The organism is Rhodoferax sp. (genome assembly GCF_034519335.1).
Lineage (GTDB): Bacteria > Pseudomonadota > Gammaproteobacteria > Burkholderiales > Burkholderiaceae_C > Allorhodoferax.
Genome location: NZ_JAXHOL010000023.1, coordinates 73,624 through 96,273, shown reverse-complemented (window position 1 = coordinate 96,273; position 22,650 = coordinate 73,624). Strand labels below are relative to the sequence as shown.

At 57.1% G+C, this 22,650-nt stretch carries 22 protein-coding genes, 1 tRNA gene and 1 riboswitch; of the genes, 15 read left to right on the top strand and 8 right to left on the bottom strand.

The features are described 5' to 3' along the window. The first annotated feature begins 628 nt into the window (after nucleotides 1–628). From U5O12_RS10025 to U5O12_RS09970, 12 genes are all read left to right on the top strand, one after another. A complete protein-coding gene (locus U5O12_RS10025) occupies nucleotides 629–1,453 on the top strand; it encodes a lytic transglycosylase domain-containing protein (RefSeq protein WP_322578498.1) in 825 nt (274 codons plus the stop codon). Nucleotides 1,454–1,471: 18 nt separating this feature from the next. After that, a riboswitch (ZMP/ZTP riboswitch) is annotated at nucleotides 1,472–1,602 on the top strand. A gap of 41 nt (nucleotides 1,603–1,643) precedes the next feature. Beyond that, complete coding sequence (glyA, locus tag U5O12_RS10020; RefSeq protein WP_322578497.1) at nucleotides 1,644–2,888, top strand: serine hydroxymethyltransferase; 1,245 nt, start codon at nucleotides 1,644–1,646, stop codon at nucleotides 2,886–2,888. A gap of 100 nt (nucleotides 2,889–2,988) precedes the next feature. Beyond that, a complete protein-coding gene (gene nrdR, locus U5O12_RS10015; RefSeq protein ID WP_322578496.1) occupies nucleotides 2,989–3,438 on the top strand; it encodes a transcriptional regulator NrdR in 450 nt (149 codons plus the stop codon). Nucleotides 3,439–3,531: 93 nt separating this feature from the next. Beyond that, nucleotides 3,532–4,164, top strand: a complete 633-nt coding sequence (locus U5O12_RS10010) for a GspH/FimT family pseudopilin (protein WP_322578495.1) — start codon at nucleotides 3,532–3,534, stop codon at nucleotides 4,162–4,164. Continuing rightward, the gene (gene pilV / locus U5O12_RS10005) at nucleotides 4,155–4,754 is read left to right on the top strand and encodes a type IV pilus modification protein PilV (protein WP_322578494.1); all 600 of its coding nucleotides are present in this window, start codon (nucleotides 4,155–4,157) and stop codon (nucleotides 4,752–4,754) included. Before U5O12_RS10010 ends, pilV begins: the two co-directional genes overlap by 10 nt. Further along, complete coding sequence (locus U5O12_RS10000; RefSeq protein WP_322578493.1) at nucleotides 4,751–5,752, top strand: PilW family protein; 1,002 nt, start codon at nucleotides 4,751–4,753, stop codon at nucleotides 5,750–5,752. Before pilV ends, U5O12_RS10000 begins: the two co-directional genes overlap by 4 nt. Beyond that, a complete protein-coding gene (locus U5O12_RS09995; RefSeq protein ID WP_322578492.1) occupies nucleotides 5,752–6,447 on the top strand; it encodes a pilus assembly PilX family protein in 696 nt (231 codons plus the stop codon). Before U5O12_RS10000 ends, U5O12_RS09995 begins: the two co-directional genes overlap by 1 nt. 11 nt (nucleotides 6,448–6,458) lie before the next feature. Further along, a complete protein-coding gene (locus U5O12_RS09990) occupies nucleotides 6,459–11,552 on the top strand; it encodes a pilus assembly protein (protein ID WP_322578491.1) in 5,094 nt (1,697 codons plus the stop codon). Continuing rightward, on the top strand, nucleotides 11,549–12,025 hold the full coding sequence (locus U5O12_RS09985; protein ID WP_322578490.1) for a type IV pilin protein: 477 nt from the start codon (nucleotides 11,549–11,551) through the stop codon (nucleotides 12,023–12,025). Before U5O12_RS09990 ends, U5O12_RS09985 begins: the two co-directional genes overlap by 4 nt. Further along, nucleotides 12,000–12,656, top strand: a complete 657-nt coding sequence (locus tag U5O12_RS09980; RefSeq protein WP_322578489.1) for a hypothetical protein — start codon at nucleotides 12,000–12,002, stop codon at nucleotides 12,654–12,656. The genes U5O12_RS09985 and U5O12_RS09980 overlap by 26 nt, the downstream gene beginning before the upstream one ends. Beyond that, on the top strand, nucleotides 12,652–13,797 hold the full coding sequence (gene ribD, locus U5O12_RS09975; RefSeq protein WP_322578501.1) for a bifunctional diaminohydroxyphosphoribosylaminopyrimidine deaminase/5-amino-6-(5-phosphoribosylamino)uracil reductase RibD: 1,146 nt from the start codon (nucleotides 12,652–12,654) through the stop codon (nucleotides 13,795–13,797). Before U5O12_RS09980 ends, ribD begins: the two co-directional genes overlap by 5 nt. Before the next feature lie 55 nt (nucleotides 13,798–13,852). Next, nucleotides 13,853–14,482, top strand: coding sequence for a riboflavin synthase (locus U5O12_RS09970; RefSeq protein WP_322578488.1), 630 nt, complete (start codon nucleotides 13,853–13,855; stop codon nucleotides 14,480–14,482). 36 nt (nucleotides 14,483–14,518) lie between these two features. Here the strand turns inward: U5O12_RS09970 and U5O12_RS09965 are convergent, their stop codons facing one another. Both U5O12_RS09965 and rpiA read right to left on the bottom strand, forming a co-directional pair. Continuing rightward, nucleotides 14,519–15,178 carry a trimeric intracellular cation channel family protein gene (locus tag U5O12_RS09965; RefSeq protein WP_322578487.1) on the bottom strand — a complete coding sequence of 220 codons (660 nt, stop codon included), beginning with the start codon at nucleotides 15,176–15,178 and terminating at the stop codon, nucleotides 14,519–14,521. A gap of 27 nt (nucleotides 15,179–15,205) precedes the next feature. Beyond that, nucleotides 15,206–15,904: a ribose-5-phosphate isomerase RpiA gene (rpiA, locus tag U5O12_RS09960; RefSeq protein WP_322578486.1), complete on the bottom strand. Its 699-nt coding sequence runs from the start codon at nucleotides 15,902–15,904 to the stop codon at nucleotides 15,206–15,208. Nucleotides 15,905–15,949: 45 nt separating this feature from the next. Here rpiA and U5O12_RS09955 point away from each other — a divergent pair, with 45 nt between their 5' ends. After that, the gene (locus U5O12_RS09955; protein WP_322578485.1) at nucleotides 15,950–17,029 is read left to right on the top strand and encodes a quinone-dependent dihydroorotate dehydrogenase; all 1,080 of its coding nucleotides are present in this window, start codon (nucleotides 15,950–15,952) and stop codon (nucleotides 17,027–17,029) included. A gap of 50 nt (nucleotides 17,030–17,079) precedes the next feature. Here U5O12_RS09955 and U5O12_RS09950 read toward each other — a convergent pair whose 3' ends face one another. From U5O12_RS09950 to U5O12_RS09940, 3 genes are read right to left on the bottom strand one after another with little or no spacing between them, the layout of a single operon-like run. Next, complete coding sequence (locus tag U5O12_RS09950) at nucleotides 17,080–17,946, bottom strand: DUF4394 domain-containing protein (RefSeq protein WP_322578484.1); 867 nt, start codon at nucleotides 17,944–17,946, stop codon at nucleotides 17,080–17,082. Nucleotides 17,947–17,979: 33 nt separating this feature from the next. Continuing rightward, nucleotides 17,980–19,083 carry an NAD(P)/FAD-dependent oxidoreductase gene (locus U5O12_RS09945; protein ID WP_322578483.1) on the bottom strand — a complete coding sequence of 368 codons (1,104 nt, stop codon included), beginning with the start codon at nucleotides 19,081–19,083 and terminating at the stop codon, nucleotides 17,980–17,982. 8 nt (nucleotides 19,084–19,091) lie between these two features. After that, nucleotides 19,092–19,547, bottom strand: a complete 456-nt coding sequence (locus tag U5O12_RS09940) for a hypothetical protein (protein WP_322578482.1) — start codon at nucleotides 19,545–19,547, stop codon at nucleotides 19,092–19,094. 146 nt (nucleotides 19,548–19,693) lie between these two features. Between U5O12_RS09940 and U5O12_RS09935 the strand changes: the two genes are divergently transcribed. After that, a complete protein-coding gene (locus U5O12_RS09935; RefSeq protein WP_322578481.1) occupies nucleotides 19,694–20,722 on the top strand; it encodes a hypothetical protein in 1,029 nt (342 codons plus the stop codon). Nucleotides 20,723–20,737: 15 nt separating this feature from the next. Further along, the gene (locus U5O12_RS09930) at nucleotides 20,738–21,403 is read left to right on the top strand and encodes a PilZ domain-containing protein (protein WP_322578480.1); all 666 of its coding nucleotides are present in this window, start codon (nucleotides 20,738–20,740) and stop codon (nucleotides 21,401–21,403) included. 53 nt (nucleotides 21,404–21,456) lie between these two features. Here U5O12_RS09930 and U5O12_RS09925 read toward each other — a convergent pair. The 3 genes from U5O12_RS09925 to fdx all read right to left on the bottom strand — a co-directional run bounded on the left by U5O12_RS09925 (nucleotide 21,457) and on the right by fdx (nucleotide 22,630). Then, nucleotides 21,457–21,531, bottom strand: a tRNA-Val gene (locus U5O12_RS09925). Between the two features lie 26 nt (nucleotides 21,532–21,557). Next, nucleotides 21,558–22,286: a DNA polymerase III subunit epsilon gene (dnaQ, locus tag U5O12_RS09920; RefSeq protein WP_322578479.1), complete on the bottom strand. Its 729-nt coding sequence runs from the start codon at nucleotides 22,284–22,286 to the stop codon at nucleotides 21,558–21,560. Between the two features lie 5 nt (nucleotides 22,287–22,291). After that, nucleotides 22,292–22,630, bottom strand: coding sequence for an ISC system 2Fe-2S type ferredoxin (fdx, locus tag U5O12_RS09915; RefSeq protein ID WP_322578478.1), 339 nt, complete (start codon nucleotides 22,628–22,630; stop codon nucleotides 22,292–22,294). Nucleotides 22,631–22,650 lie beyond the last annotated feature (20 nt).

Below are 22,650 nucleotides of genomic sequence, written 5' to 3'. Positions count from 1 at the left end.
GTGCGCTTGGCTCACTACGCAGCTTCTGGGCAGGAAAAGAAAGCCCGGCAGAAGTCTGAACAGACCGCTGCCGGGCTCGATGGCTGACCGAAGGTCCATACCATCACGGGTTGTCGCAGGGGAGCTTGCCGTCCCACCACGAACATGAAGCAATGATTGCCTCCTTGGGGTTACCGGGGCCGCTTTATCACGGTGCCTGGAGCACGGACTGGCTACTGCCGGAACAACGCCTGAAAGCTCAGGCACACACAGTCTAGGCACGCACCCGAGCTGTTTCAAATGAAAGTTTCAATGGTTCGCGGCCTGTCGATTGGCAAGCTAAGGCTAAGGCTCTAAAGCCAAAAAATCTTCAAACTCAGGGCTAAATCAGCAAAAAAACAAACCATAAAACATATAAAAGCCATTTCATATGGTTGACTATGTATATAAATGCCACCTAGAATCCGCCCATCCCAAATTTTGACTAGGGATTACCCGCCCCGCTGCCGAACCCGGCATATTCAAATCGCTGCACATGTCGAGACGACGCCGCAGGATATTGATAGCGTACCAACCCAAACGAGGTGTCCGAACCGCCCCGCTGTTTTGCAGCGCCAAGGTCCTGGCCCCCGCCAAAGAAGGAAGAGCTATGACAGCGACTCAACAATTCACCAAGGGCCTTCGCATCGTTGCGAAAGACATCGCCCAAGGTTTCTTTGAAATTACCCACAACGGTTTCGCCCTCCTTGGCTTGACCGTGATGTTTGCCATCATCACCCTGACGGCACGCCCCGAAATTCGCCAAGCCGGCGAAATCCAGCTGATGGGCTGGCTGCAAAACCGCCATGTGGTTACCACCGGCATTGCCACAGAACCCGATGCCGTGGAACGCGCCACAGCGGCCAACCCCCAAGCATTGCCAAAACAGCAAGCCGCTGTAGCGTTTTGGCTGAGCAAAAAATACAGTGTGGCGCCTGAGCCTTTGAGCGCACTGGTTGCAGAAGCCTACGAAATTGGCCAACGTACCAAACTAGACCCCACCCTCATTCTCGCCATCATGGCTATTGAGTCGGGATTCAACCCCTTTGCGCAAAGCCACGTCGGCGCACAAGGCCTGATGCAAGTGATGACCAAGGTGCATAGCGACAAGTACGAAGGCTTCGGCGGCAAGCTTGCTGCGTTCGATCCCGTATCCAATTTGCGTGTGGGTGTGAAGGTACTGCAAGAGTGCATTGCCCGCGCCGGCTCCGTCGAGGGCGGGCTCAAGTACTACGTGGGTGCGGCCAATCTGGAAGACGACGGCGGCTACACCGCCAAAGTCATGGCCGAACATGCTCGGCTGCAATCCATTGCTGCGGGTAAACCACTGCCATTGATGGCACCACCGGCTACGTCCATCCCCGTCAAGCTGCCTGCGCCAGAAACAGCCCAGCCTGCCAGCACAGAAAACGTCGCCCGCTTGGCCAACTCCTGAGCGGTCTCGGTTAAACTCGGACTCGCACGCAACTGGCGATAGGCGTCGGGCCCTTCAAAGCCGACTGACGCTGACGTGGGACACCACTGGGAAGCGTGCCGCACCACTGTAAATGTGGCTGCGATCAGCCGTTCGCCTGGGCAGCCCTGTGTCTTTCAGACCCACAGGCCCTTTGTCTTTTAGGACTGCCATGTACGACCGTAACATCCTTGTTGAACAAGCCGACCCCGAACTGTGGACTGCCATCTTGGCCGAAAACGCACGCCAAGAGCACCACATTGAGCTGATTGCCAGCGAAAACTACGCGTCTCCTGCCGTCATGGCCGCCCAAGGCAGCCAACTGACCAACAAGTACGCCGAAGGCTATCCAGGCCGCCGCTACTACGGTGGTTGCGAGCACGTGGACGTGGCCGAGCAACTGGCTATCGACCGTATCAAGCAGATCTTTGGCGCCGAAGCCGCCAACGTGCAGCCCCATTGCGGAGCATCAGCTAACGAAGCCGTTTTCCTGGCCTTCCTGAAACCCGGCGACACCATCATGGGCATGAGCCTGGCCGAGGGTGGCCACCTGACCCACGGCATGGCCCTGAACATGAGCGGCAAGTGGTTCAACGTCGTGTCTTATGGTTTGAACGCCAAAGAAGAGATCGACTATGACGCCATGGAGAAAAAGGCGCACGAGACCAAGCCCAAGCTGATCATCGCCGGTGCATCCGCCTATTCCTTGGCCATCGACTTTGAACGTTTCGCCAAAGTGGCAAAAGACGTGGGCGCCATCTTCATGGTCGACATGGCCCACTACGCAGGCCTGATCGCTGCGGGCGTGTACCCAAACCCCGTGCCGCACGCCGACGTGGTGACCTCCACCACCCACAAGAGCTTGCGCGGCCCGCGTGGCGGCATCATCCTGATGAAGGCTGAGCACGAAAAAGCCATCAACAGCGCCATCTTCCCAGGCCTGCAAGGCGGCCCGCTCATGCACGTGATCGCCGCCAAGGCGGTGGCGTTCAAGGAGGCCATGGCGCCCGAGTTCAAAACCTACCAGCAACAGGTTGCGCGCAACGCCAAGATCGTGGCCGAAACGCTGACCGCCCGCGGTCTGCGTATCGTCAGCGGCGGCACCGACAGCCACGTGATGCTGGTGGACCTGCGTTCCAAAGGCATTACCGGCAAAGAAGCCGAGGCCGTGTTGGGCGCCGCCCACATGACCATCAACAAAAACGCGATCCCCAACGACCCCGAGAAGCCCATGGTCACCAGCGGCGTGCGTATTGGCACGCCTGCCATGACCACCCGCGGCTTCAAGGACGAGGAAGCCCGCGCCACTGCCAACCTGATTGCCGATGTGCTGGACAACCCACGCGACGAAGCCAACATCGCGGCAGTGCGCGCCAAAGTGCATGCGCTGACATCGCGCTTCCCGGTCTACAAGTAAGCCTTGTGGCAAGCGCGAGAACTATTATTTTGATAGCTGCTCGCGCTTGGTTTATAAGGGCTAGAGCGCTATTTGGCACTTAAGTGAGCACCCCTACCCCATGAAATGCCCCTTCTGCAGCCACTCTGAAACCCAGGTCGTGGAGACCCGGATTTCGGAAGATGGGGACTTCATTCGCCGCCGCCGCCAGTGCGGATCATGCGAAAAGCGCTTTACCACCTACGAGCGCCCGGACGTCAACTTTCCGGCCATCGTCAAGAAAGACGGCCGCCGAATCGAGTTTGAACGCACCAAACTGCTCGCCTCCATGAACCTGGCCCTGCGCAAGCGCCCAGTCAGCACCGAGCAAATCGACAGCGCCATCGAGCGCATCGAAGAAAAACTCCTTAACCTGGGCCTGCGCGAAGTCCAGTCCACCCGCATCGGCGAACTGGTGATGCGTGAACTCAAAAAGCTCGACAAGGTTGCCTATGTGCGCTTTGCCAGCGTGTACCGCAGCTTTGAAGACATTGACGAGTTCAAGACGTTGGTGGATGAAGTAAGCCGATAACCCCGCCAGACCACAAAAACCGATGGGACTAGTGGTATCGCAACAGCGATAACCGGGCATTCAACTGTCGCGCACACTTTCTATACTCTGGGCATGTCCGTCCCTAGTCTTCTCCCTTTACCGCCCCACGCAACTGCAGGCACACCAGGCGCCGGCTACGCCACTGGCGTCACCTTGATTGAGTTGCTGGTCACGGTGGCCATATTGGCCATCATTTTGGCCATCGGCGTGCCAAGTCTGCGCGAGATGCAGGTACGTAGCCAAGTCGGGAGCATTACTTCGGACTTTGCAAACGACGTGGCGCGTGCCCGAACAGAGGCAATCACAAGAAATAGTTGTGTAGCTATTTGTACATCCATCAATACCGCAAATGCGTTAACCGGAGGAACTCCAACATGTGCCGCGGTGGGCAACAAGAATTGGCAAAACGGTTGGATTATTTTTGCCAACCCTACGTGCTCAACCACACAGAATAACCCGACCACCAATGGATCGACCTTGATTGCCGTGCGCCAGACTGGAGACAATAACTTCAAGCTCGAATCGAGCGATAGCCTTCGGCGACTGACATTTGAATCCAGAGGCTTGACGAACTCTGGACAAAGCAATTTCACACTTTCGTACGAGCCTGAATCAGTGAGTAGTCCCCACTACCGATCGATCTGTATCAGCTCATCGGGACGCGTAACCGTGAAGCAATATGCAGGAGTTGATGCATGTCCATGAAAAACCAGCAAGGTGCTGGATTAATTGAGGCCTTAGTTGCCATTCTGGTGCTGTCCATCGGATTGCTTGGCATGCTTGGCATGCAAACGGCGGCCCTCAAGTATGAACAATCCAGCTGGATTCGCAGCGCCCTCTCCTCCAATATTGCCAGTTTGGCCGACCGCATTCGTGCCAACTCCGGCGCTTTGGCTACCGCCTACAACTACACACGCACTTACGCGGAGGAGCGCACCGCCATCGAAGCCAGCGCCACTTACTTCGACCCCGCCAAAGACTGCGACGCAACGACCTGCGATGCGGCGGAACTTGCAACGTACGATTTGCTGGTTTGGCGCAGGGATTTGGACCAACAGCTTCCCGGTGCCACCGGGTTTGTAGTCCCCACTGGCACCAAAGGGGTTGACCTTCGGTTCTTAGTAACCGTGGCTTGGTATGACAAAGACAATGTGGATGCGGGTGTTTTGCAATCACCAGCTATTTGCACTGCGGCCACTACGGGTGTAGCCGCACGCAACTGCTGCCCTGCAGCTGTGGGAACCGCCGCAGCCTTGGTTGGAGTCCGCTGCGCCAACCTGGAGTTGATTCCATGAGCCACCTACGCATGCGCCTCCCGTTGAGGGCCCAACAAGCCGGTTTGACTTTGGTGGAACTGATGGTGAGCCTGGTAATTAGCTTGGCCATTGGTTTGGCTGCAGCCACCGCGTATCTGGCTGCAAGAAGCACATCAACGGCAATGTCCAGCGTATCTATCGTCAATGAAAACGCAAAGCTGGTTTTGGACATGGTGGGACGAGAACTGCAAATGGCTGGGTACTACCCTGCCATCATGTCCAACGGGACGGCGAGCACCAACCTGATGGGCGGATTTAGCAATACCAAGAACCCGGCAGTAGTGGCCTACAACCAAGGGCTCTTTGGCTGCGATGGCGCACGATTTAACCCTGTTACCGGAACCTGCCCTGCCGCTGTGGCCAATACCCCTGACTCCGTGGTGATCAATTATTTTGGTATCCCGGAGCTGGACTCGACCACCACATTCTCTAGCGGTTTTGACTGCCTGCGACAAGACGTGGAAACGGATGCAAATAACGCGGGACAGTTAGCGGCCGGACGCCCGCGCTATATTTCCAATCGCTTTGGGTTGGTCGCCAATAACTACACCGTGCAAGGCCCCGGTACCACAGAGCGCGCAGTTGCCACCATGAGCTTGGGTTGCAATGGCAACGGCCGCAACCCAGAGGACAGCGTTTACCAACCCATGTTCGAAGGGCTGGCTGATATGGTGTTCCGTTATGGTGTGCACAACGGAACCGGCAGTTTATCTCCGGAAACTTACCACACTGCTGCAGAGGTATCTGCCTTGCCTATTGCCGGTGGAAAAACAGGGTGGCAGCGGGTCACAGCAGTTCATGTCTGCATTTTGACCCGTACGATGGAAAACTCCCGCACCCAAGACGCAGCGGGTGTGAACCGCACCTACAACGATTGCCGTGGAAATGCGGTGGCCTACGATGCTGCTGACCGCACTATTTTTAAGCGCTTTGAGCGGGTTTTTGCCATCCGCAACAACCTCAACGGGGTGTATTGATGCGCAAGCCTAACCAAACGCGCTCCACCCGCTCCCGCGCATCTGGCATTGCACTGCCCATGGTGCTGATGTTTTTGCTTGTCATCACCATCTTGGGAACACTGGGAATTCGGCATGCCACCGTCGGTGAAAAACTGACTCGCAATCAGCTGGATTACGAAGTTGCCCGGCAAGCGGCGGAAGCGGCCTTGCGTGATGCCGAACGAGACCTGATGCTGACAGTCTCTACACGGCTGCCAACTGCCCTGTGCCCACGCGATGCAGATCGGCCATTGTCTGGGGCGCTACGTGCTCCCAACTTTGATACCAACTGTCCGCGAGGTCAATGCAGGTATGAACTGAGTTATTACGACACGAGCAATTACACGACGGACCCCGTTATTAACCCGGAGCCTTGGTGGCCAACGACCAACGACAAAGAGGGTCGCTGGGAAGGCGATCCTGCAGGCCCTGCAAGCGCTAAGCCCAGTGATGCAGCCGGCATAGACACCAATTGCACTTTCGATGGATCAGTTCCTTTAGGTACCTTCACTGGAGTGGCTCGCTTGAGTGGCGTTGCCCGGCAACCCGAATACATCATGGAATACCTATCGCGGGGTGATGACAAAGTGGTGCGTGTCACCGCGCGTGGATTTGGCGCCGACGTGAATACTGAAGTAGTAATGCAGAGTTATTTCCGCCCGTTTTTGCGGTAAGGAAGGTAAGTATGAAAAACTTGTTTGTAAAACTAGTGGTAGGCCTTGGTCTGTTAACCGGCCAAGTGGTTGGCTGGGCGCAGTTGACTCCTGCAATTCCGCCTAACATTGTCACCTCGACGCCGCGGCCGATGATCATGCTGAATATGTCGAAAGACCATCAGCTGTTCTATCGTGCTTATGACGAGTTTTCTGATTTGGATGGTGACAGCCTTCCAGAAACCACTTACAAGCACGCATTCACGTACTACGGTTATTTTGATCCGTACAAATGCTACAACTACAGTGGAACCAGTAATAAGTTTTCACCAGCTAGTGTCAATACCGATAAATATTGCACTGGCAATTGGAGCGGTAATTTTCTGAACTGGGCCACCATGACACGCATGGATGTGGTTCGTAAAGTGCTGTACGGCGGACTGCGGTCTACAGACTCTGCAAGTTCCACGATTTTGGAGCGGTCTAGCCTCCCAACCGACGCACACTCATTTGCCAAGTACTACAAGGGCAGCGACCTGACACAACTGACCCCGTTCTCTGCCACACAACTTGCCAGCGACAGTAATAACAGCGATTACAACAACAACAATGCACGGCGTGCCATCCAATATGTGGCCGGTGACAACAAGCTACACCGTTTCAGCCCAGGTACCGCTCCAGCGGCAGCCACAGCAAGCACCTGTGAAAGCAAAGTGGATGCTTTTTTTCAAGATAACCTAGACAGCAGGCCAACCCAGTACCACTGCATTACACACCGCGTCACATTTACATCCACCTTTACCATGGAGAAAGGTGACCAGATTCGGGCAGTGAATGTGGACAACACTGCGCAGTACATGGAGGGCTTTGCAGTCGAAGTGGACTTGGACAATGGTTGGTTCACCATGGTCGTGGAGCCAACTGGCTTTGTTGCGTCACCAGCGGTAACTATCCGTAAATGGAATATCAAGAACCTGACGCAGACCTCTGCCACGATTTGCAATACCACCTTGGGCAATAACCTCACCACCGAAAACTTGCCCTTCAACAGCAATGCATCAACCAATGGTGATTCACATACGAATACGAATCCACCGCTGATGCGTATCGCCAAGGGCGACTACCAACTCTGGAACGCCAATGAACGCTGGCAGTGTTATTGGAGTGGTGAAAAAGGCGCGTCCAACGGAAATAATGTGAGTGTGACGGGATTGGGTGCCAGCGCCAGTAACCCCAACAAATCCAGCCAAGGGGTTGTGATTTCTGGCTCTGGGCCAGATTTCATTGTCCGAGTTGATGCGTGTGTCTCTTCAGCATTGATAGGAACAGAGAGTTGCATGGAGTATCCCAGCGGCAACTTCAAACCCATCGGTTTGCTCCATGAGTATGGGGAAGGAAATTTGGCAGAGTTCGGTCTGATGACGGGTTCGTTTGCCAAAAATATTAGTGGAGGGACCTTGCGTAGCAATATGCAATCGTTCCGAAACGAAGTAAATCACACCACTAACGGAACCTTTACAGCGACGCAAGGCATTGTTTACACCATGAACAAGCTGCGAATTTATGGTTACCGATACAGCGACGGCACCTATATCGGGGACGGCAACTGTACCTACCAATTGACATCCTTGACAGATGATCAATGTACAAGCTGGGGAAATCCACTGGGTGAAATGTTCGTAGAGTCATTGCGCTATCTGGGTGGAAAAACATCGGCCAGCACGCAATACGATTACACAGACGCAGGCTCCAAAGACGCAGCAATGGGTTTGCCCAAACCGGCGTGGGTAGATCCATTCACCAAGGGAAGCCCGACCGCACAAGCTGCTGCGGAAGCCATATTTGGTCAAGGCCAATGCCGTGCGGTGAACGCCATCAACTTCAACGCCAGTGTTACCTCCTATGACTCAAACGTTGGAACCCAGTGGGATCCGTTTGCGACTCTCCCCATCACTGCGGGTCAAAATTTGGTCTATCAAGTTAACGTGATCGGTACAGACGAAGGCATTCACGACGCAACAAAATCTTGGTTTATTGGCGACAACGGAGCAACCAACACAGGGAGTTGCACCGCAAAAGTGATCGACGGCACGGCTACAACCTTGGCTACTGCAAGCGGTATTTGTCCAGATGCGCCTTCATATGCAGGTTCCTATGCTCTGGCTGGGGCAACCTATTGGGCGAGAACCAATCCAGTCAGAACCCCTACCGCCTCGGATTTAAAAGCCAACGAAGACGCCTACAAGGTCAAGAGTTTCTCTGTGGCCTTGTCCCCTGGCAAACCACGCATCGAGGTTCCACACCCGACCACAGCTGGTGCAAAAGTCGTGATTCAACCTGCATACCAACTCTTGGTTGGCGGCAATGTAGGTAGCGGTACGATTGTTGACTTCCGTGTGGTGGGTACACCAACTGCTACTTCTGGCAAATATTTGATCGTATGGGAAGACTCGGAACAGGGGGGCGATTACGACAGCGACGTGTCTGGCATCTTGCGGTATGAGGTGGTGGGCAGCAAGCTCTACGTCTACACCCGAGTGTTTAATGCGGCCACGGCGAACCCTCAAGGTTTCGGATATACGATCTCTGGCACCACACGTGACGGTGTGCACTTCCACTCCGGCATTTTGGGTTACACGCGTGCAGATGCAGGCATGATCGTGACGCGGACAGACGGAACGGCGCATCCCAACATCGTGAACGGCGGATGCAACAATTGCCAGGTAAACCAAGATGAGAGCCGTGCCGAATTCGACTTTGGCACAACAGCAGCCAGCAGGCTTGAAGACCCCTTGTGGTACGCCGCCAAATGGGGCGGCTTTAGCAAGATGGAAGAGGTGACCGATCCAGCCTCTATTCCCAAGGTTTACTACCAGAAGCCTTTGGCGAACAAAGCCAACTGGGATGTCAAGAAATTGGATGGGACTTCAGGATCAGACGGTATTCCAGACAGTTACTTTTTGGCTGTACGTCCCAGCGAACTAGAGAAATCTTTGCGCGCAGCTTTTAATGCGATCGTCAGCGCATCGAACACAGCCCCGGCAGTAGCCTCGGCGCAAATTCAAGCGGGTAGTTTGAAATACCTTGCCAGTTTTGATGGCGACGATGGCCATGGTGAACTCATCACGTTTATTGTGCAATCTGATGGCTCATTCAATATCAAGTTGAATGCTGACGGCACACTAGATCGGAGTCAGTATCACTGGGCAGGCCATACAAAGCTCACCCAAACTGCCGCTGCCGATCGGGTAATCATTACCAACAGCAGTAACAACGCCGGCGTTGCTTTCACTTGGGCCGCGTTGTCTAATGCAGTTAAGACTACGGCTTTAGGAGGAACGGATGCAACCGCAGAAGCCAAGCTGAACTGGTTGCGTGGCAGTCGTGTAAACGAGAGCCCCAACGGACTTCGCTTCCGCAAACGCAATCTAAACTCCATCATGGGCCCGGTTGTTAGCTCTAACCCGACGGTCATGGTGCCACCCAATGCAGACTACTTTGGTGGAGCCTTCCCGGGGTATGGCGCATTTGTTTCTTCTAATAAAACACGTCAGAGCATTATTTGGGTTGGCACCGGGGATGGCATGTTGCACGGCTTTGATGCCAGTGCCAACCAAACCCAGGGCGGAACACCTGTGATGTCCTACGTACCGCAATTGATTCACTCTCGCCTCCAGGACTGGGTACAACCTGCTACTGAAAAGGTCCAGTCATTTGTTGATGGCTCTCCATTTGCTGCTGACGTGTTGCTCGGTTCGACCATTACCTCCGCAAGCGCAGTAGGTTATGACGCTGGCGCACCGGCACCTGCGGGCTGGAAGACCTATGTATTTGCATCGCTTGGCCGTGGTGCAAAGGGCATGTTTGCCCTCGATGCGACCACCCCAAGTGCATTGACAGAAGCGAACGCTGCTTCAATTTTCAAATGGCAATTCTCGGAGGCTGACGACACCAGCGGTGACTTGGGATACAACTTATCTCAAATCGGCAACCCAAGTCGGGTCTCCGAAGCCGCTGCTCCTGTTGCGAAAATGAACAATGGTAAGTTTGCCGTTTTGTTACCCAACGGGGTCAATAGCACCAGCGGCAAGGCGGCCCTTTACATCTTGTTCGTAAATGGCCCAACAGCTGGGACGTGGAACACCGGGACGAACTACATCAAGATCGTCGCAGACGCTGGGACAGCCAATGGCCTATCGCAACCTACGTGGATTGACACCAATAACGACGGTGTTGCTGATTACATCTATGCCGGAGATCTGAAGGGCAATGTGTGGAAGTTCGATGTTTCAAGTTCGGACCCCTCTGCCTGGGGAGTAGCATTTGGCGGCAGGCAACTGTTCACTGCAAAATCTACGGACAACACAACCCGCCTGCCAATTACCACTGCACCGGAATACCGCTTCCACCCCTTGGGCGGAGTCGTGATTAATGTGGCCACAGGAAAAGCGATCAGCAATGCAGACTTCCCGGATACCTCCGGAAAAATCAATGGCATTTTTGGTATCTGGGACAACCCCATTTACAGTAGCCAAGCCTACATCGACACTCCCACGTTGCTGGATGACACCACCAATGGCTTGCCACGTTTGCGTTCGCAACTTGCAGCCCGCTCCATGACGCGGATTATTTTGGACGATCTTGATCCCTTGAATGGAAAGGTGGGGGACGGCTATGTGACCGGCAGTGCCATCGATTGGACCAATAACAAAGGGTGGTACCTTAATTTCCCGGATTCCGGAGAGATGACAGTAAGCAACCCAGTTATTGCACAGGGGTTGCTTTCCACCGTATCCATTGCACCTGCCTCTACAAGTTTGGAGGTTTGCTTCAAAGGACCATCTGCTTATGTGACGTTCCTAGATCCGATATCTGGTTTGCTCGACAAATCGGTATTCGGGTCCATCACAATTAATGGCGTTACCTACCTTCTTGCATCTCTAAAAATTACCGATCAACGTGTAACTTTTGCACGTGATGCCACCAAATCGTCTTGTGCTTCTGGTGAGGCCAATTGCACCCGTATCATCGGTGAGACGACCGACATCACAGCCGAGTCAGCCAATGCGTCTGCGCGCATCTACTGGCGCGAAATACCCTCCTTCAAAACCAAGGCTCCTGAATGAAAGCAGTATTCAACAACCGTGAGGGCGGCTTCACCCTCATCGAACTCATGATCACTGTAGCTCTGATTGGAGTTTTGGCTTCAATTGCTTTGCCCTCCTATCAAGAGTATGTCGCCAAAGGGCGTAGAGCCGAAATGAAGACCGTGCTGCTGGAAGCGGGCCAGTGGATGGAGCGTCATTACTCGGAAAACTACCGCTATGACCGGAACACAGCGGGCTCGGCCATTGCAGACGTCTTCCCCGCAAGCCTGAGCCGGTCACCGCGTGATGGTGGGGGGGCGTATACCATCGGCGTGAGTGCTGCGGGAACCAGGACGTTTACTTTGACAGCAACCCGAGTGGGCGGCGGGCCAATGGCATCAGACCGTTGCGGTAACTTCAACCTCACGAATACAGGAGTTCGCTCCAACACTGGGTACTCGACAACCAAATTTGCATCTGCGGCCATTGCAGCAACCGAATGCTGGCGTTGAAGACGAACTGATGGTTTTACGCAGAGAGCTGCTGATCGCAACAACGCTTGCCGTTGTACTCCATGGCAGCTTGGTTTTGTGGGGCTCGAATAGCAAGGGTTTCGCCTTCTCTCAATTGCATCCCTCTGCTAGCAACCAGCAGACACCCCAACCATGGACCTTGTCAATGACCAAGGTAGTGGAAGTAACAAATCATGCAAACTCGGCGGAAGTGGTGCTCGAGCCGGCCGGTGTTACTTCGGCCCAAGCATTGGAAACAGCCCCATCGCAAGGAGCCTCCAAGCCATTGCTTGAAAGAGTGCTTGCATCCACATTTTCTGACGGCTTCACCAATAGCAAGTACCTCGCTTTGGAGGAGACAGACACTCCTGCCGTGCCGGCCGCAAACTGGATATTGCCGCTCAAGAAGGGTTACCTCCATGAGGTTAGTTCTATCGCTGTACGTGTCTGGATAGAGCAGGACGGCAGTATCGCTGGGGTAGAGCTGCTAGACGTTCGCCCCGGCCTCTTGAGCGAAAGTCAAATGCGGGAAGTTGTAGATTGGCTTGCGAGTACGCCCATGAACCCGGCTCTTAAAAATGGTGAGGCCGTTGCCAGCAAGCGCAACTTAGAGATCGCCTTTGAGCATTGATAAATCTAGCCTAGACGACGATTCACTGCGCCGTGCGTTGAGCCGGGCGGAATCTGCTCTGCGACTCACCTCCCCCAACCCCAAAGTAGGTTGCTTACTCGTATCGCCTTCTGATCAAGTCATCGGGCAAGGCCACACGCAGCGCGCCGGTGGCCCACATGCAGAAGTGATGGCGCTGCGCGATGCGGCTGCACAGGGCCACTCTGTCGTCGGCGCCACCGCCTATGTGACGCTAGAGCCTTGCTCCCACCATGGCCGTACCGGCCCATGTTGCGACGCGCTGATTGCCGCGGGCATCAAGAAGGTGGTGGCTACCAACCTGGACCCCAATCCCCTCGTCGCGGGCCAGGGTGTCGCGCGCCTGCGCGCGGCCGGGGTCGAGGTGGAGGTTTTGGACCCTGCTGATCCCTTGGCCATCGCCTCCCGCGAACTCAATATTGGCTTTTTTAGTCGCATGGTGCGCAAGACGCCTTGGGTGCGTATGAAAGTAGCGGCATCCTTGGACGGCACCACGGCGCTGGACAACGGTGCCAGCCAGTGGATCACCTCTCCCGAAGCGCGTGCAGATGGCCATGCCTGGCGCGCCCGGTCTTGTGCCATCCTGACCGGCATAGGCACGGTGCTGGCCGACAAGCCACGGCTGGATGTGCGCCTGGTTGAAACGCCGCGTCAGCCTCATTTGGTGGTGGTAGACAGCGATTTACAAACGCCGCTGGACGCTCCTTTTTTTATAGCTGGTCGCGCAGTATTCATCTATGCTGCAGCCCAAAATGATGCCAAACGAACAGCGCTGGAGGCTTTTGGCGCAAAAGTGATTTACCTGCCCGGCCACCACACCGATGGCAAACCGACTGGCAAAGTGGATTTGGCCGCCATGCTCAAAGATCTGGGGCAGCGCGAGATCAATGAACTGCATGTAGAAGCAGGCTTCAAGCTCAATGGATCGCTGCTGCGCGAAGGGCTTGTGGACGAGTTTGTGGTGTACCTGGCGCCCAAGCTGCTAGGCCAAGGCGCGGGTATGTTCAATTTCGGCCCGCTCACCGAGTTGACACAGAGCGTTGCGCTGGATTTCAAGTCCACTGAGATGGTGGGCCCGGACCTGCGCGTCGTCGCGCGCGTGCAAGGCCGAGACGCCTTTTAGGGTTTTGCCACGGTGGGGCCCTGCGCCCTGCCCTTTCCCTGCGAAAATCTTGCCTATGTTCACAGGCATCATCACCGGCGTAGGCCGCATTTCCGACGTCCAGGCTCTGGGCGACTCTGCAACCCATGGCAAGCGCCTCACCATTCAGGCGCCCGACGGCTATCTGGACGATGTGGGCTTGGGCGACAGCATTGCGCTGAACGGCGCCTGCATGACGGTCACCACCTTCGACGTGGCCCACAACCAATTCACTATCGACATTTCTGCCGAATCGCTGGACAAGACCGCCGGGCTGGATGCGCTGGGCCCCATCAACCTGGAAAAAGCCCTGCGCGCGCATGACCGCTTGGGCGGCCATCTGGTGTCTGGCCATGTGGATGGCATGGGCAGCGTGAGCCACTTTGCCCAAGTAGGCGAAAGCTGGGAGTTGCACGTACTGGCGCCCGTTGCCCTGGGCAAGTACTTGGCCTACAAAGGCTCCATCACCATCAACGGCGTGAGCCTGACGGTAAACCGCATTGCAGATGTGGCAGGAGGCTGCGAGGTCAGCATCAACCTGATTCCCCACACCGTGCAAAACACGGCGCTGCACAGACTGGCGGTTGGCAAGAAAGTGAACCTGGAGATTGACCTGATCGCGCGGTATGTGGAGCGCATGATGACAGCGCCCGCCGCACAAAACTGAAAGCCTGAAATTGCCCGGGCTAGTCGACGAGACCGCCTAGTGCGCGCCCGAGCGCCATTCCGGGAGGCTCCAGCCGCGTAGCAAGGCCAGCACCCGCAATGCTGTAGCAGTGCCCGCTGCTACCAGCGTGGCCAACCACAGCGGCCAGGTCAAAGTGTAGGCCCCCACCATCACCCATCCGCCAACAAACGAACACACGGCATAAGGTTGATGGTCTCGGAACGCACGTGGTATTTCGTTGCACACCACGTCACGCATCACACCGCCAAATACGGCGGTCACCATTCCCATAAGTACAGCCACGATGGCTGGCATGCCCATCTCCAGCGCGATGTGGGTACCAGTGGCGGTGAATAGCCCCAACCCAAGCGCATCAGGCCATTGCATGGCGCGCTCGGTCGGCTTGAAATGGCGCGCACGCAAAAACAGCATGGCCCCCACGCACAGGGCCAAAAGTGCCCACAGCCATGTGGCATGTTCCACCCAGAAGAAGGGGCGCCGGTCCAGTAGCACATCGCGCAGCGTGCCTCCGCCAAAGGCGGTGAGCCCGGCCACCATGCACACACCGACGGCATCCAGCCGCTTGCGCGCCGCTTCGATCAGGCCGGACAAGGCAAAGGCTAAGGTAGCCGCGGCTTCGATGGCGATATGCGTATTGGAGAGCGTGAGCACCTCGGCCAAGTGTGGAACTGCCATGCCCTGCCCCCGTTGCTGAAAAGCGGTTTAGAAGGTCAGCGTCTTCACGCCTGTGGCGGTGCCCAGCAGGCAGACCTGCGCGCGCTGGTAAGCAAACACCCCCACCGTCACCACGCCCGGCCACTGGCTCACTTCGGCCTCAAAGGCCAGCGGGTCAGCAATCTGCAGGCCCAGCACGTCCACAATCCACTGGCCGTTGTCGGTCACCAGCGGCTTGCCATCCTTCTGGCGCACGGTGCCCACGCCGCCCTCGGCGGCAAACTGGGCGATCACGCGCTGCGTCGCCATGGGAATGACTTCCACGGGCAGCGGAAACTTGCCCAGCGTCTGCACCAGCTTGGATTCGTCGGCAATGCAGACGAACTTGGCGCTCTGCGCCGCCACGATCTTCTCGCGCGTCAGTGCTGCGCCGCCGCCCTTGACCATATTGCCGGCGCCATCGATCTCGTCCGCGCCGTCGATATAGACCGAGAGCTTGTCCACCGCATTGCTGTCAAACACCGGGATGCCCAGCGCCTGCAGGCGCTCGGTGCTGGCCACGGAGCTGGATACGGCGCCCTTGATCTGGTCCTTCATGCTGGCCAGCGCGTCGATGAACTTGTTGACGGTGGAGCCGGTGCCCACGCCCACAATCTCGCCGGGCACTACGTACTGCAGCGCAGCTTGGCCCACCAGGGTTTTGAGTTCGTCTTGGGTCAGCGCTGCGGGGGAAGCGGGTGTGGTCATGGGGGACAATCCGGGAAGTTGAAATCTGAAAGCAGGAATTATCCGATGTCTCTGGTGCCCTACGCCCTCGCCCGCAGCGTTTTGTTCAATCTGGACCCCGAGGTCGCCCACGACATCACCATGGCCGGCCTGGCCGCCACCCAGGGCAACCCACTCAAGCTGGCCTACTGCAACAGCCGGGTGGACGACCCCATTACCCTGGCGGGCCTGCAATTTCCCAACCGCGTGGGCATGGCCGCCGGGCTGGACAAAAACGCCCGTTGCATCGACGGCCTGGGCGCCATGGGTTTTGGTTTTGTGGAGGTGGGCACGGTCACCCCGCTGGCCCAACCGGGCAACCCCAAGCCCCGCATGTTCCGCCTGCCCGCGGCTAACGCGCTGATCAACCGCCTGGGCTTTAACAACGGCGGGCTGGACGCTTTCATTGCCAATGTGCAGCAGTCCGCCCTGCGCCAAAGCAAAAACCCTTCACTGCTGCTGGGCCTGAACATTGGCAAAAACGCCGCCACACCGATTGAGAAGGCCACCGACGACTACCTGCTGTGCCTGGACGGCGTTTACCCGCACGCGGACTACATCACCGTCAACATCTCGAGCCCCAACACCAAGAACCTGCGCAGCCTGCAAAGCGATGAGGCGCTGGACGCGCTGCTGGGCGCGATTGCCGAGCGCCGCGAGCAGCTGGCGCAAAAGCACGGCCAGCGCAAACCCATCTTCCTGAAAATCGCCCCTGATCTGGAAGCTGACCAAGTGGCTGTGATTGCCGCCACGCTCAAGCGCTACGGCACCGACGGAAGCGGAAAGGTGAACAACGCTTGGGGTGTGATCGGCACCAATACCACGCTGTCGCGCGAAGCCGTCAAAGGCATGCCGCATGCCGAAGAAGCTGGTGGCCTGTCGGGCGCGCCGGTGCTGGAAAAAAGCAATGCGGTGATTCGCCAGCTGCGCGCCGCGCTGGGCAAAGACTTCCCCATCATCGGCGTGGGCGGCATCATGTCTGCTGCCGATGCGGTGAGCAAGATTCAGGCGGGCGCCGATGTGGTGCAGATCTACACCGGACTGATCTACCAAGGCCCCGCGCTGGTGAAAGATGCGGCCTTGGCGATCAAAAATATGAGGAAATAAGCCTCTAACCCTCGCAGATATTGCGCAAGCAGCTCCTTATTTCATAGCAATCAGGGCTCAACAGCCAGCCCCACAATTGCCGCACCGTCGGCCACGGTACCGATGAGCGTGGCTTTTCCGCTGCTGAGGTCAATGGTGTAGAGCTTGGTGGTCGCTTGGCTCGCAGTGCGCACGGCCGTGAACGCAGCACCTGTGACATCCGCAATGTCCATGGCGGCATCAAGTAAGGGGCCTGTACCCAGCGGTCCCACTGTGCGCAGCTGGCCGGTATTGGGCGACACGACTGGTTGCATGCCCTCTACCGAGCCCTGGGTTAGCAAGGTGCCCGATCGACGGTCAATGGCGTAATTGGTGGTGAGCTTCTCGTCTTTCTTGTTGTAGGTGTATCCCGCGGCCACCACCTCGGGCATCTGCCCGGCTTGCACATCACCCGGCGCGTAGGCCAGCGCTGGATCGGTGGCGGCCAAGGCCCCCGTATCGGGATGCAAGCGCAGGTTGTTGCCGGTATTGCTCACCACGCGCACCCGGTCGGCCACCGGATTGAAATCCACACCGAAGCTGCTGCCTTGCAGTGCGACACCCGCACCGCTGCCTACCCGCTTGAGCGCCCCACTAGGTACGTCCAGCGTGTACAGGTGCCCAGCACTGCTCAGGGCAAACAGCACGCCCTTGGCAATGCGGTAGTCCATGCCCACCAGGGTTTCACCCGGTGGCAAGCCGGTGACCGCAGTACGTTGCAGAACCTTGCCTGGTTGCCCCGCATTCAAGGTCAGCAATTCCATTTTTTGGGTGAGCACATGCAGGGTTTCTTTGCGCAAAGGCCCCTGCGCTTCGGGCACGCCCGCACAACCTGCCATCACAGCCAGTGCTGTGGCTGCCACAACCCATTTCACACCGCGCATATCCCAGTGAGCCATCTTTAGCACCTCCAAAACATCTTGTCGAAAACTCTAAGACACCTGAAACAAACCCTGCACATGTTCGGCGATGGCGAGGACACTGGTCAAGCCCGGCGATTCGATGCCAAACAAATTTACCAGACCAGGTATGCCATGCACTGCGGGCCCTTGAATCACAAAATCCGATGCCGGAGTGCCCGGGCCGTGGATCTTGGGACGTATACCCGCATATGCAGGCTGTAGCGCCCCATCGGGAAGTTCAGGCCAGTACTTGCGTACTTCTGCATAAAAGGCATCCCCGCTCGCGGGGTCCACCACCAAGTCTTGTGCGTCACTGACCCACTGCACATCAGGCCCGAAACGCGCTTGGCCTCCCAGGTCGATGGTGAGATGCACCCCCAAACCAGCAACCTCGGGCACGGGGTAAATCAGGCGCGAAAAAGGGCTGCGTCCTGCCAGCGTGAAGTAGTTGCCCTTGGCAAAGTACGCTTGCGGAACATGCTTGGGGGCCAAGCCCGCAAAGCGGGCCGCCAGCGCCGGTGCCTGCAGGCCCGCGGCGTTGACCACCGTACTGGCGCGCAGCCGGGTACCATCCAACGCTACCAAATCAATAGCTGCTTGCGCAATATCTGCGCGCTCAAGAGGCGAATTGAGTGCCAAAACTCCGCCAGTACGCTCCAGGTCACCCAACAGGGACAACATGAGTGCGTGGCTGTCCACAATGCCAGTGGAGGGTGAATGCAGGGCCGCCAGGCACTGCAAGTGTGGCTCCAGGGCGCAGGCTTGGGCTGCGTCCATTAGCACCAGGTCTGTCACGCCATTGGCGGCCGCCTTGGCCTGAATACCTTGCAGTTGTGCCACCTGGGCCTCATCGGTGGCCACAATCAATTTGCCACAGCGCTGGTGCGGCAGGCCGCGCTCGGCACAATACTCATACAGAAGTTGCTTGCCGCGCACACACAGCTGTGCTTTCAGGGAACCCGCCGGATAATAAATACCGGCGTGGATCACCTCGCTATTGCGGGCGCTGGTCTGGGTGCCAAAGGCATCGCAGGCTTCCAACACCACCACCTCACGCCCCGCCAGTGCCAAAGCCCGCGCCACGGCAAGGCCGACCACACCGGCCCCCACCACCACACAATCCACTTGATCCACGCTGGCACTCAACGGGCGGGTTCCATGTTTCCAGCCTGGGCCGCACGCAAGTAGGCGGGTGCCTCGTCACTCCACATGCCAAAGGTCAGCGCCACAGGCCCCTTGTTGCTCGACCCGTAGGCATAGCCTTTCACGGCAGTCAGCATGCTGAACTGCAGGGCAGCTGCCGTGCCATCGTTGCAGCGCACGTCCACTTCGCCCTGGGTGGTGGAGGTAAAACGCAGTTGGCCCATGCAGGTGCTGGGCTCACCTTGGGCAGCCGTGGCGCTCAAGGTGCCCGTGCGATCAGGGCTCAGGGTCACCACACCCTCTAGGCGCTGGCCCTGTACCTGCAAGATCGCAGGGGGCCGGCTAGAGCCGAGCTGGACCAACAAATTACCCATGTCTGCACACCCAGTGAGACCCAAGCCCAGCAGCCATGCGATCGCAAAAACACGTCCGTGACAAGGCTTGCGAGGGTTCATGGCAGTGCTTCCAGAAGTTTCTAAGAAATGGACCGGGCGGTGTACCATCTTAGCGATAAACCGTGGCGCCAAGCCCGGAAATACCGCTGGGCCGGGATCCAAATCCAAGGACTTGGCGCAGCATTTTTCGATCTAGGGAGACCTTTGTGACAACACCCGCCAACGCTGGCTCTGGCCACCTGTTCCGTAAAACCTGGTTCCGAGTTCTGGCCGCACTGGCCACCTTGTTGCTGATCGCAGTGCTGGTGTTTTTTGCGGGGCCGCGCAATGCCTTTGGACCCAATGTTCCCAGCACCCGTGCCCAGCCTCCGCAAGATCTGGCACAAATTGAAACCTGGGTGCGTGACAGCGAAAAAGCATTCCCCGACATCAAACCCAACAATGAAAAACGCATTGTCTGGGCCAATGCAGCGGGCCAGCGCACCCCCTGGGCGGTGGTCTACATCCATGGATTTTCCGCTAGCCGCCTGGAAACTGCCCCCATGACCGATCTGGTCGCCAAAGCACTGGGCGCCAATACCTTCTACACCCGCCTCACCGGCCATGGCCGCCCCGGCCCAGCCATGGGCGAAGCGACGGTGCAAGACTGGCTGGCCGATGCCCAAGAGGCCTTGCGTATCGGCCAAACACTGGGCGACAAGGTGCTGGTGATCAGTTGCTCAACCGGCTCTACCCTGGCAACGTGGCTAGGAACGAATGGCCAAGATGCCCAAGTCGCAGGCCATGTGTTCGTATCGCCCAATTTTGGCCCCAAAGACCCACGCGCCGAGATCATCAACGGCCCCTGGGGCCAGCAAATCGCGTTTGCCTTGCAGGGTGAAAACCGTGGGGGCCCAGCAGAAAGTCCGGCCGAGGATGGCGCGTGGACGAACGCCTACCCTACCCGAGCCCTCTTCCCGATGATGGCGCTGGTGAAGGGCGTGCGCGAGAGTGAGCTTGGCGCCTTCCGCACGCCGCTGCTGGTGCTCTACAGCGAACGAGACCAAACCGTGGAACCCGCGCAAACCAAAGCAGCATTTGCCCGCTTCGGCTCAGCCACCAAGCAAATGCAGCCCGTGGATTACAGCGAATCCAAGGGGCAACACGTTTTAGTCGGCGATATCAAAGCGCCCAAGTCCACGGCCACCATGGCGGAATCCATCATCCGCTGGACGCAAAGCCTGCCCGCCCGCTGACGGAAAGCCACGCCCATGAGCACCGAGAACGACACCATTCTTCGCATGCCGCTCAAGTCTCTGGGACTGCGGTCAGGCATGGCGCTGCAAACCCGGCGCTTGGTTGAAGGCACAAGCAAAAAAGAAGCCCAGTATTTCGGCGCCATAGAGGGCAAAGGCGTCATGGTGGGGCCGCAAAGCGCAGACGCCACGCAAACCGGTATGGAAGAAGGTGAAGTGTGCGTGGTGCGCGGTTTTACCGGCCAGTATGAGTTTTCGTTCCTCAGCAAGGTGCTACAAACCTTTGAGAAGCCCTTTGCCTACGCCCTGCTCGCCTACCCAGCTCAAGTGGATGCCAAGCGCGTACGCCAGTCCATGCGAACCAAAGTATCTTGGCCAACTACCGCCCGACCGGCTAGTTCAGCAACCGTTGCGCCGCACTTGGTGGATCTGGTGGATATCAGCACCGAGGGGGCGATGATCAGCACGCCTGAAGCGCTGGGGGCGATTGGCGAGCTGGTAGAACTGGTAATGGATGTAGCGGTAGATGGAAGCCCGGTGCAGCTACGGCTGCGCGGCAAGATTTGCCACCACAACCGCCCGGCTGGGCAAGCGCATTTCTTTGCGGGTTTGGCCTTTCAAGGCACCAGCCAAAATGACAAACTGGTACTCAACTACCTCACTCAAACAGCCGCCAACTGACTCCGACAAACCCCAATAAAAAAAGCCAGCGTGTTGCGCTGGCTTTTCGTGTTTGGTGGGCGATGCAAGTTTCGAACTTGCGACCCCTGCAGTGTGAATGCAGTGCTCTACCCCTGAGCTAATCGCCCTGACACCTGATCAGGTAAGCCTCAAATTATATACCAATTTCTAAAGCCAACTGACGCCAAAGCGTTTTTCCTCCGCTGGATTTATCGAGTTGGGTCAAAACTTCATCATGTGCTGCTAGCTCTTGGGCATTGGCTTGCAAAGTGGGCAGCACGATGCCACTGAGGTCAACACGCTCCACTACGGGGCCGGCTGTGTCAACAACGGCAGTATCCATGAGTAGAGCATCTTGCCCGCGCGTCATATTGATGTAAACGTCTGCCAATAGCTCAGCATCTAACAAGGCGCCATGCAGCGTGCGACCCGAGTTGTCTACCTCCAAGCGATCACACAGCGCATCCAGGCTATTGCGCTTGCCGGGAAACATTTCCTTGGCCATCACCAGGGTGTCAATCACCCCACCGATATAGGTCTTGAACTTCTGTCGGCCAGTGCGGGCCAGTTCCATATCCAAAAAGCCCAGATCGAATGGTGCGTTGTGAATGATGATTTCGGCACCAGCCAAGTAGTCCACCAACTGCTGGGCAATCTCTTCAAAGCGCGGTTTGTCGCTCAAAAACTGCGTGGTCAAGCCATGAACACGCAGGGCTCCCTCGTCGCTGTCGCGCCCGGGGTTGAGGTAGAAATGCAAGTTGTTGCCGGTGAGCTTGCGGTTCACCAGCTCCACACAGCCAATTTCCACCATGCGGTCCGGGTTGTCCGGATGGTTGGCATAGAACCCCGTAGTCTCGGTGTCCAAAAAGATTTGGCGTGACATAACGTTCAGTGGTTTTCTTTGGCGTGGTTCAAGGAGTACTTGGGAATCTCCACCACCAAGTCTTTTTGCGCCAAAAAGGCCTGGCAGCTCAGGCGCGACTGCGGTTGCAGGCCCCACGCCCGGTCCAGCAGGTCCTCTTCGGTCTCTTCCAACCCATTCAGTGAGGCGAACCCTTCACGCACCACCACATGGCAGGTGGTGCAAGCGCAGCTCATGTCACACGCGTGTTCAATCTTGATACCGTTTTCCAGCAAGGCTTCGCAAATGGACGTACCTGCAGGAGCAGACACTTCGGCCCCTTGAGGGCAATACTCGGCGTGCGGCAGGATTTTGATAATGGGCATGGTGCTATTTCCGCGCAATG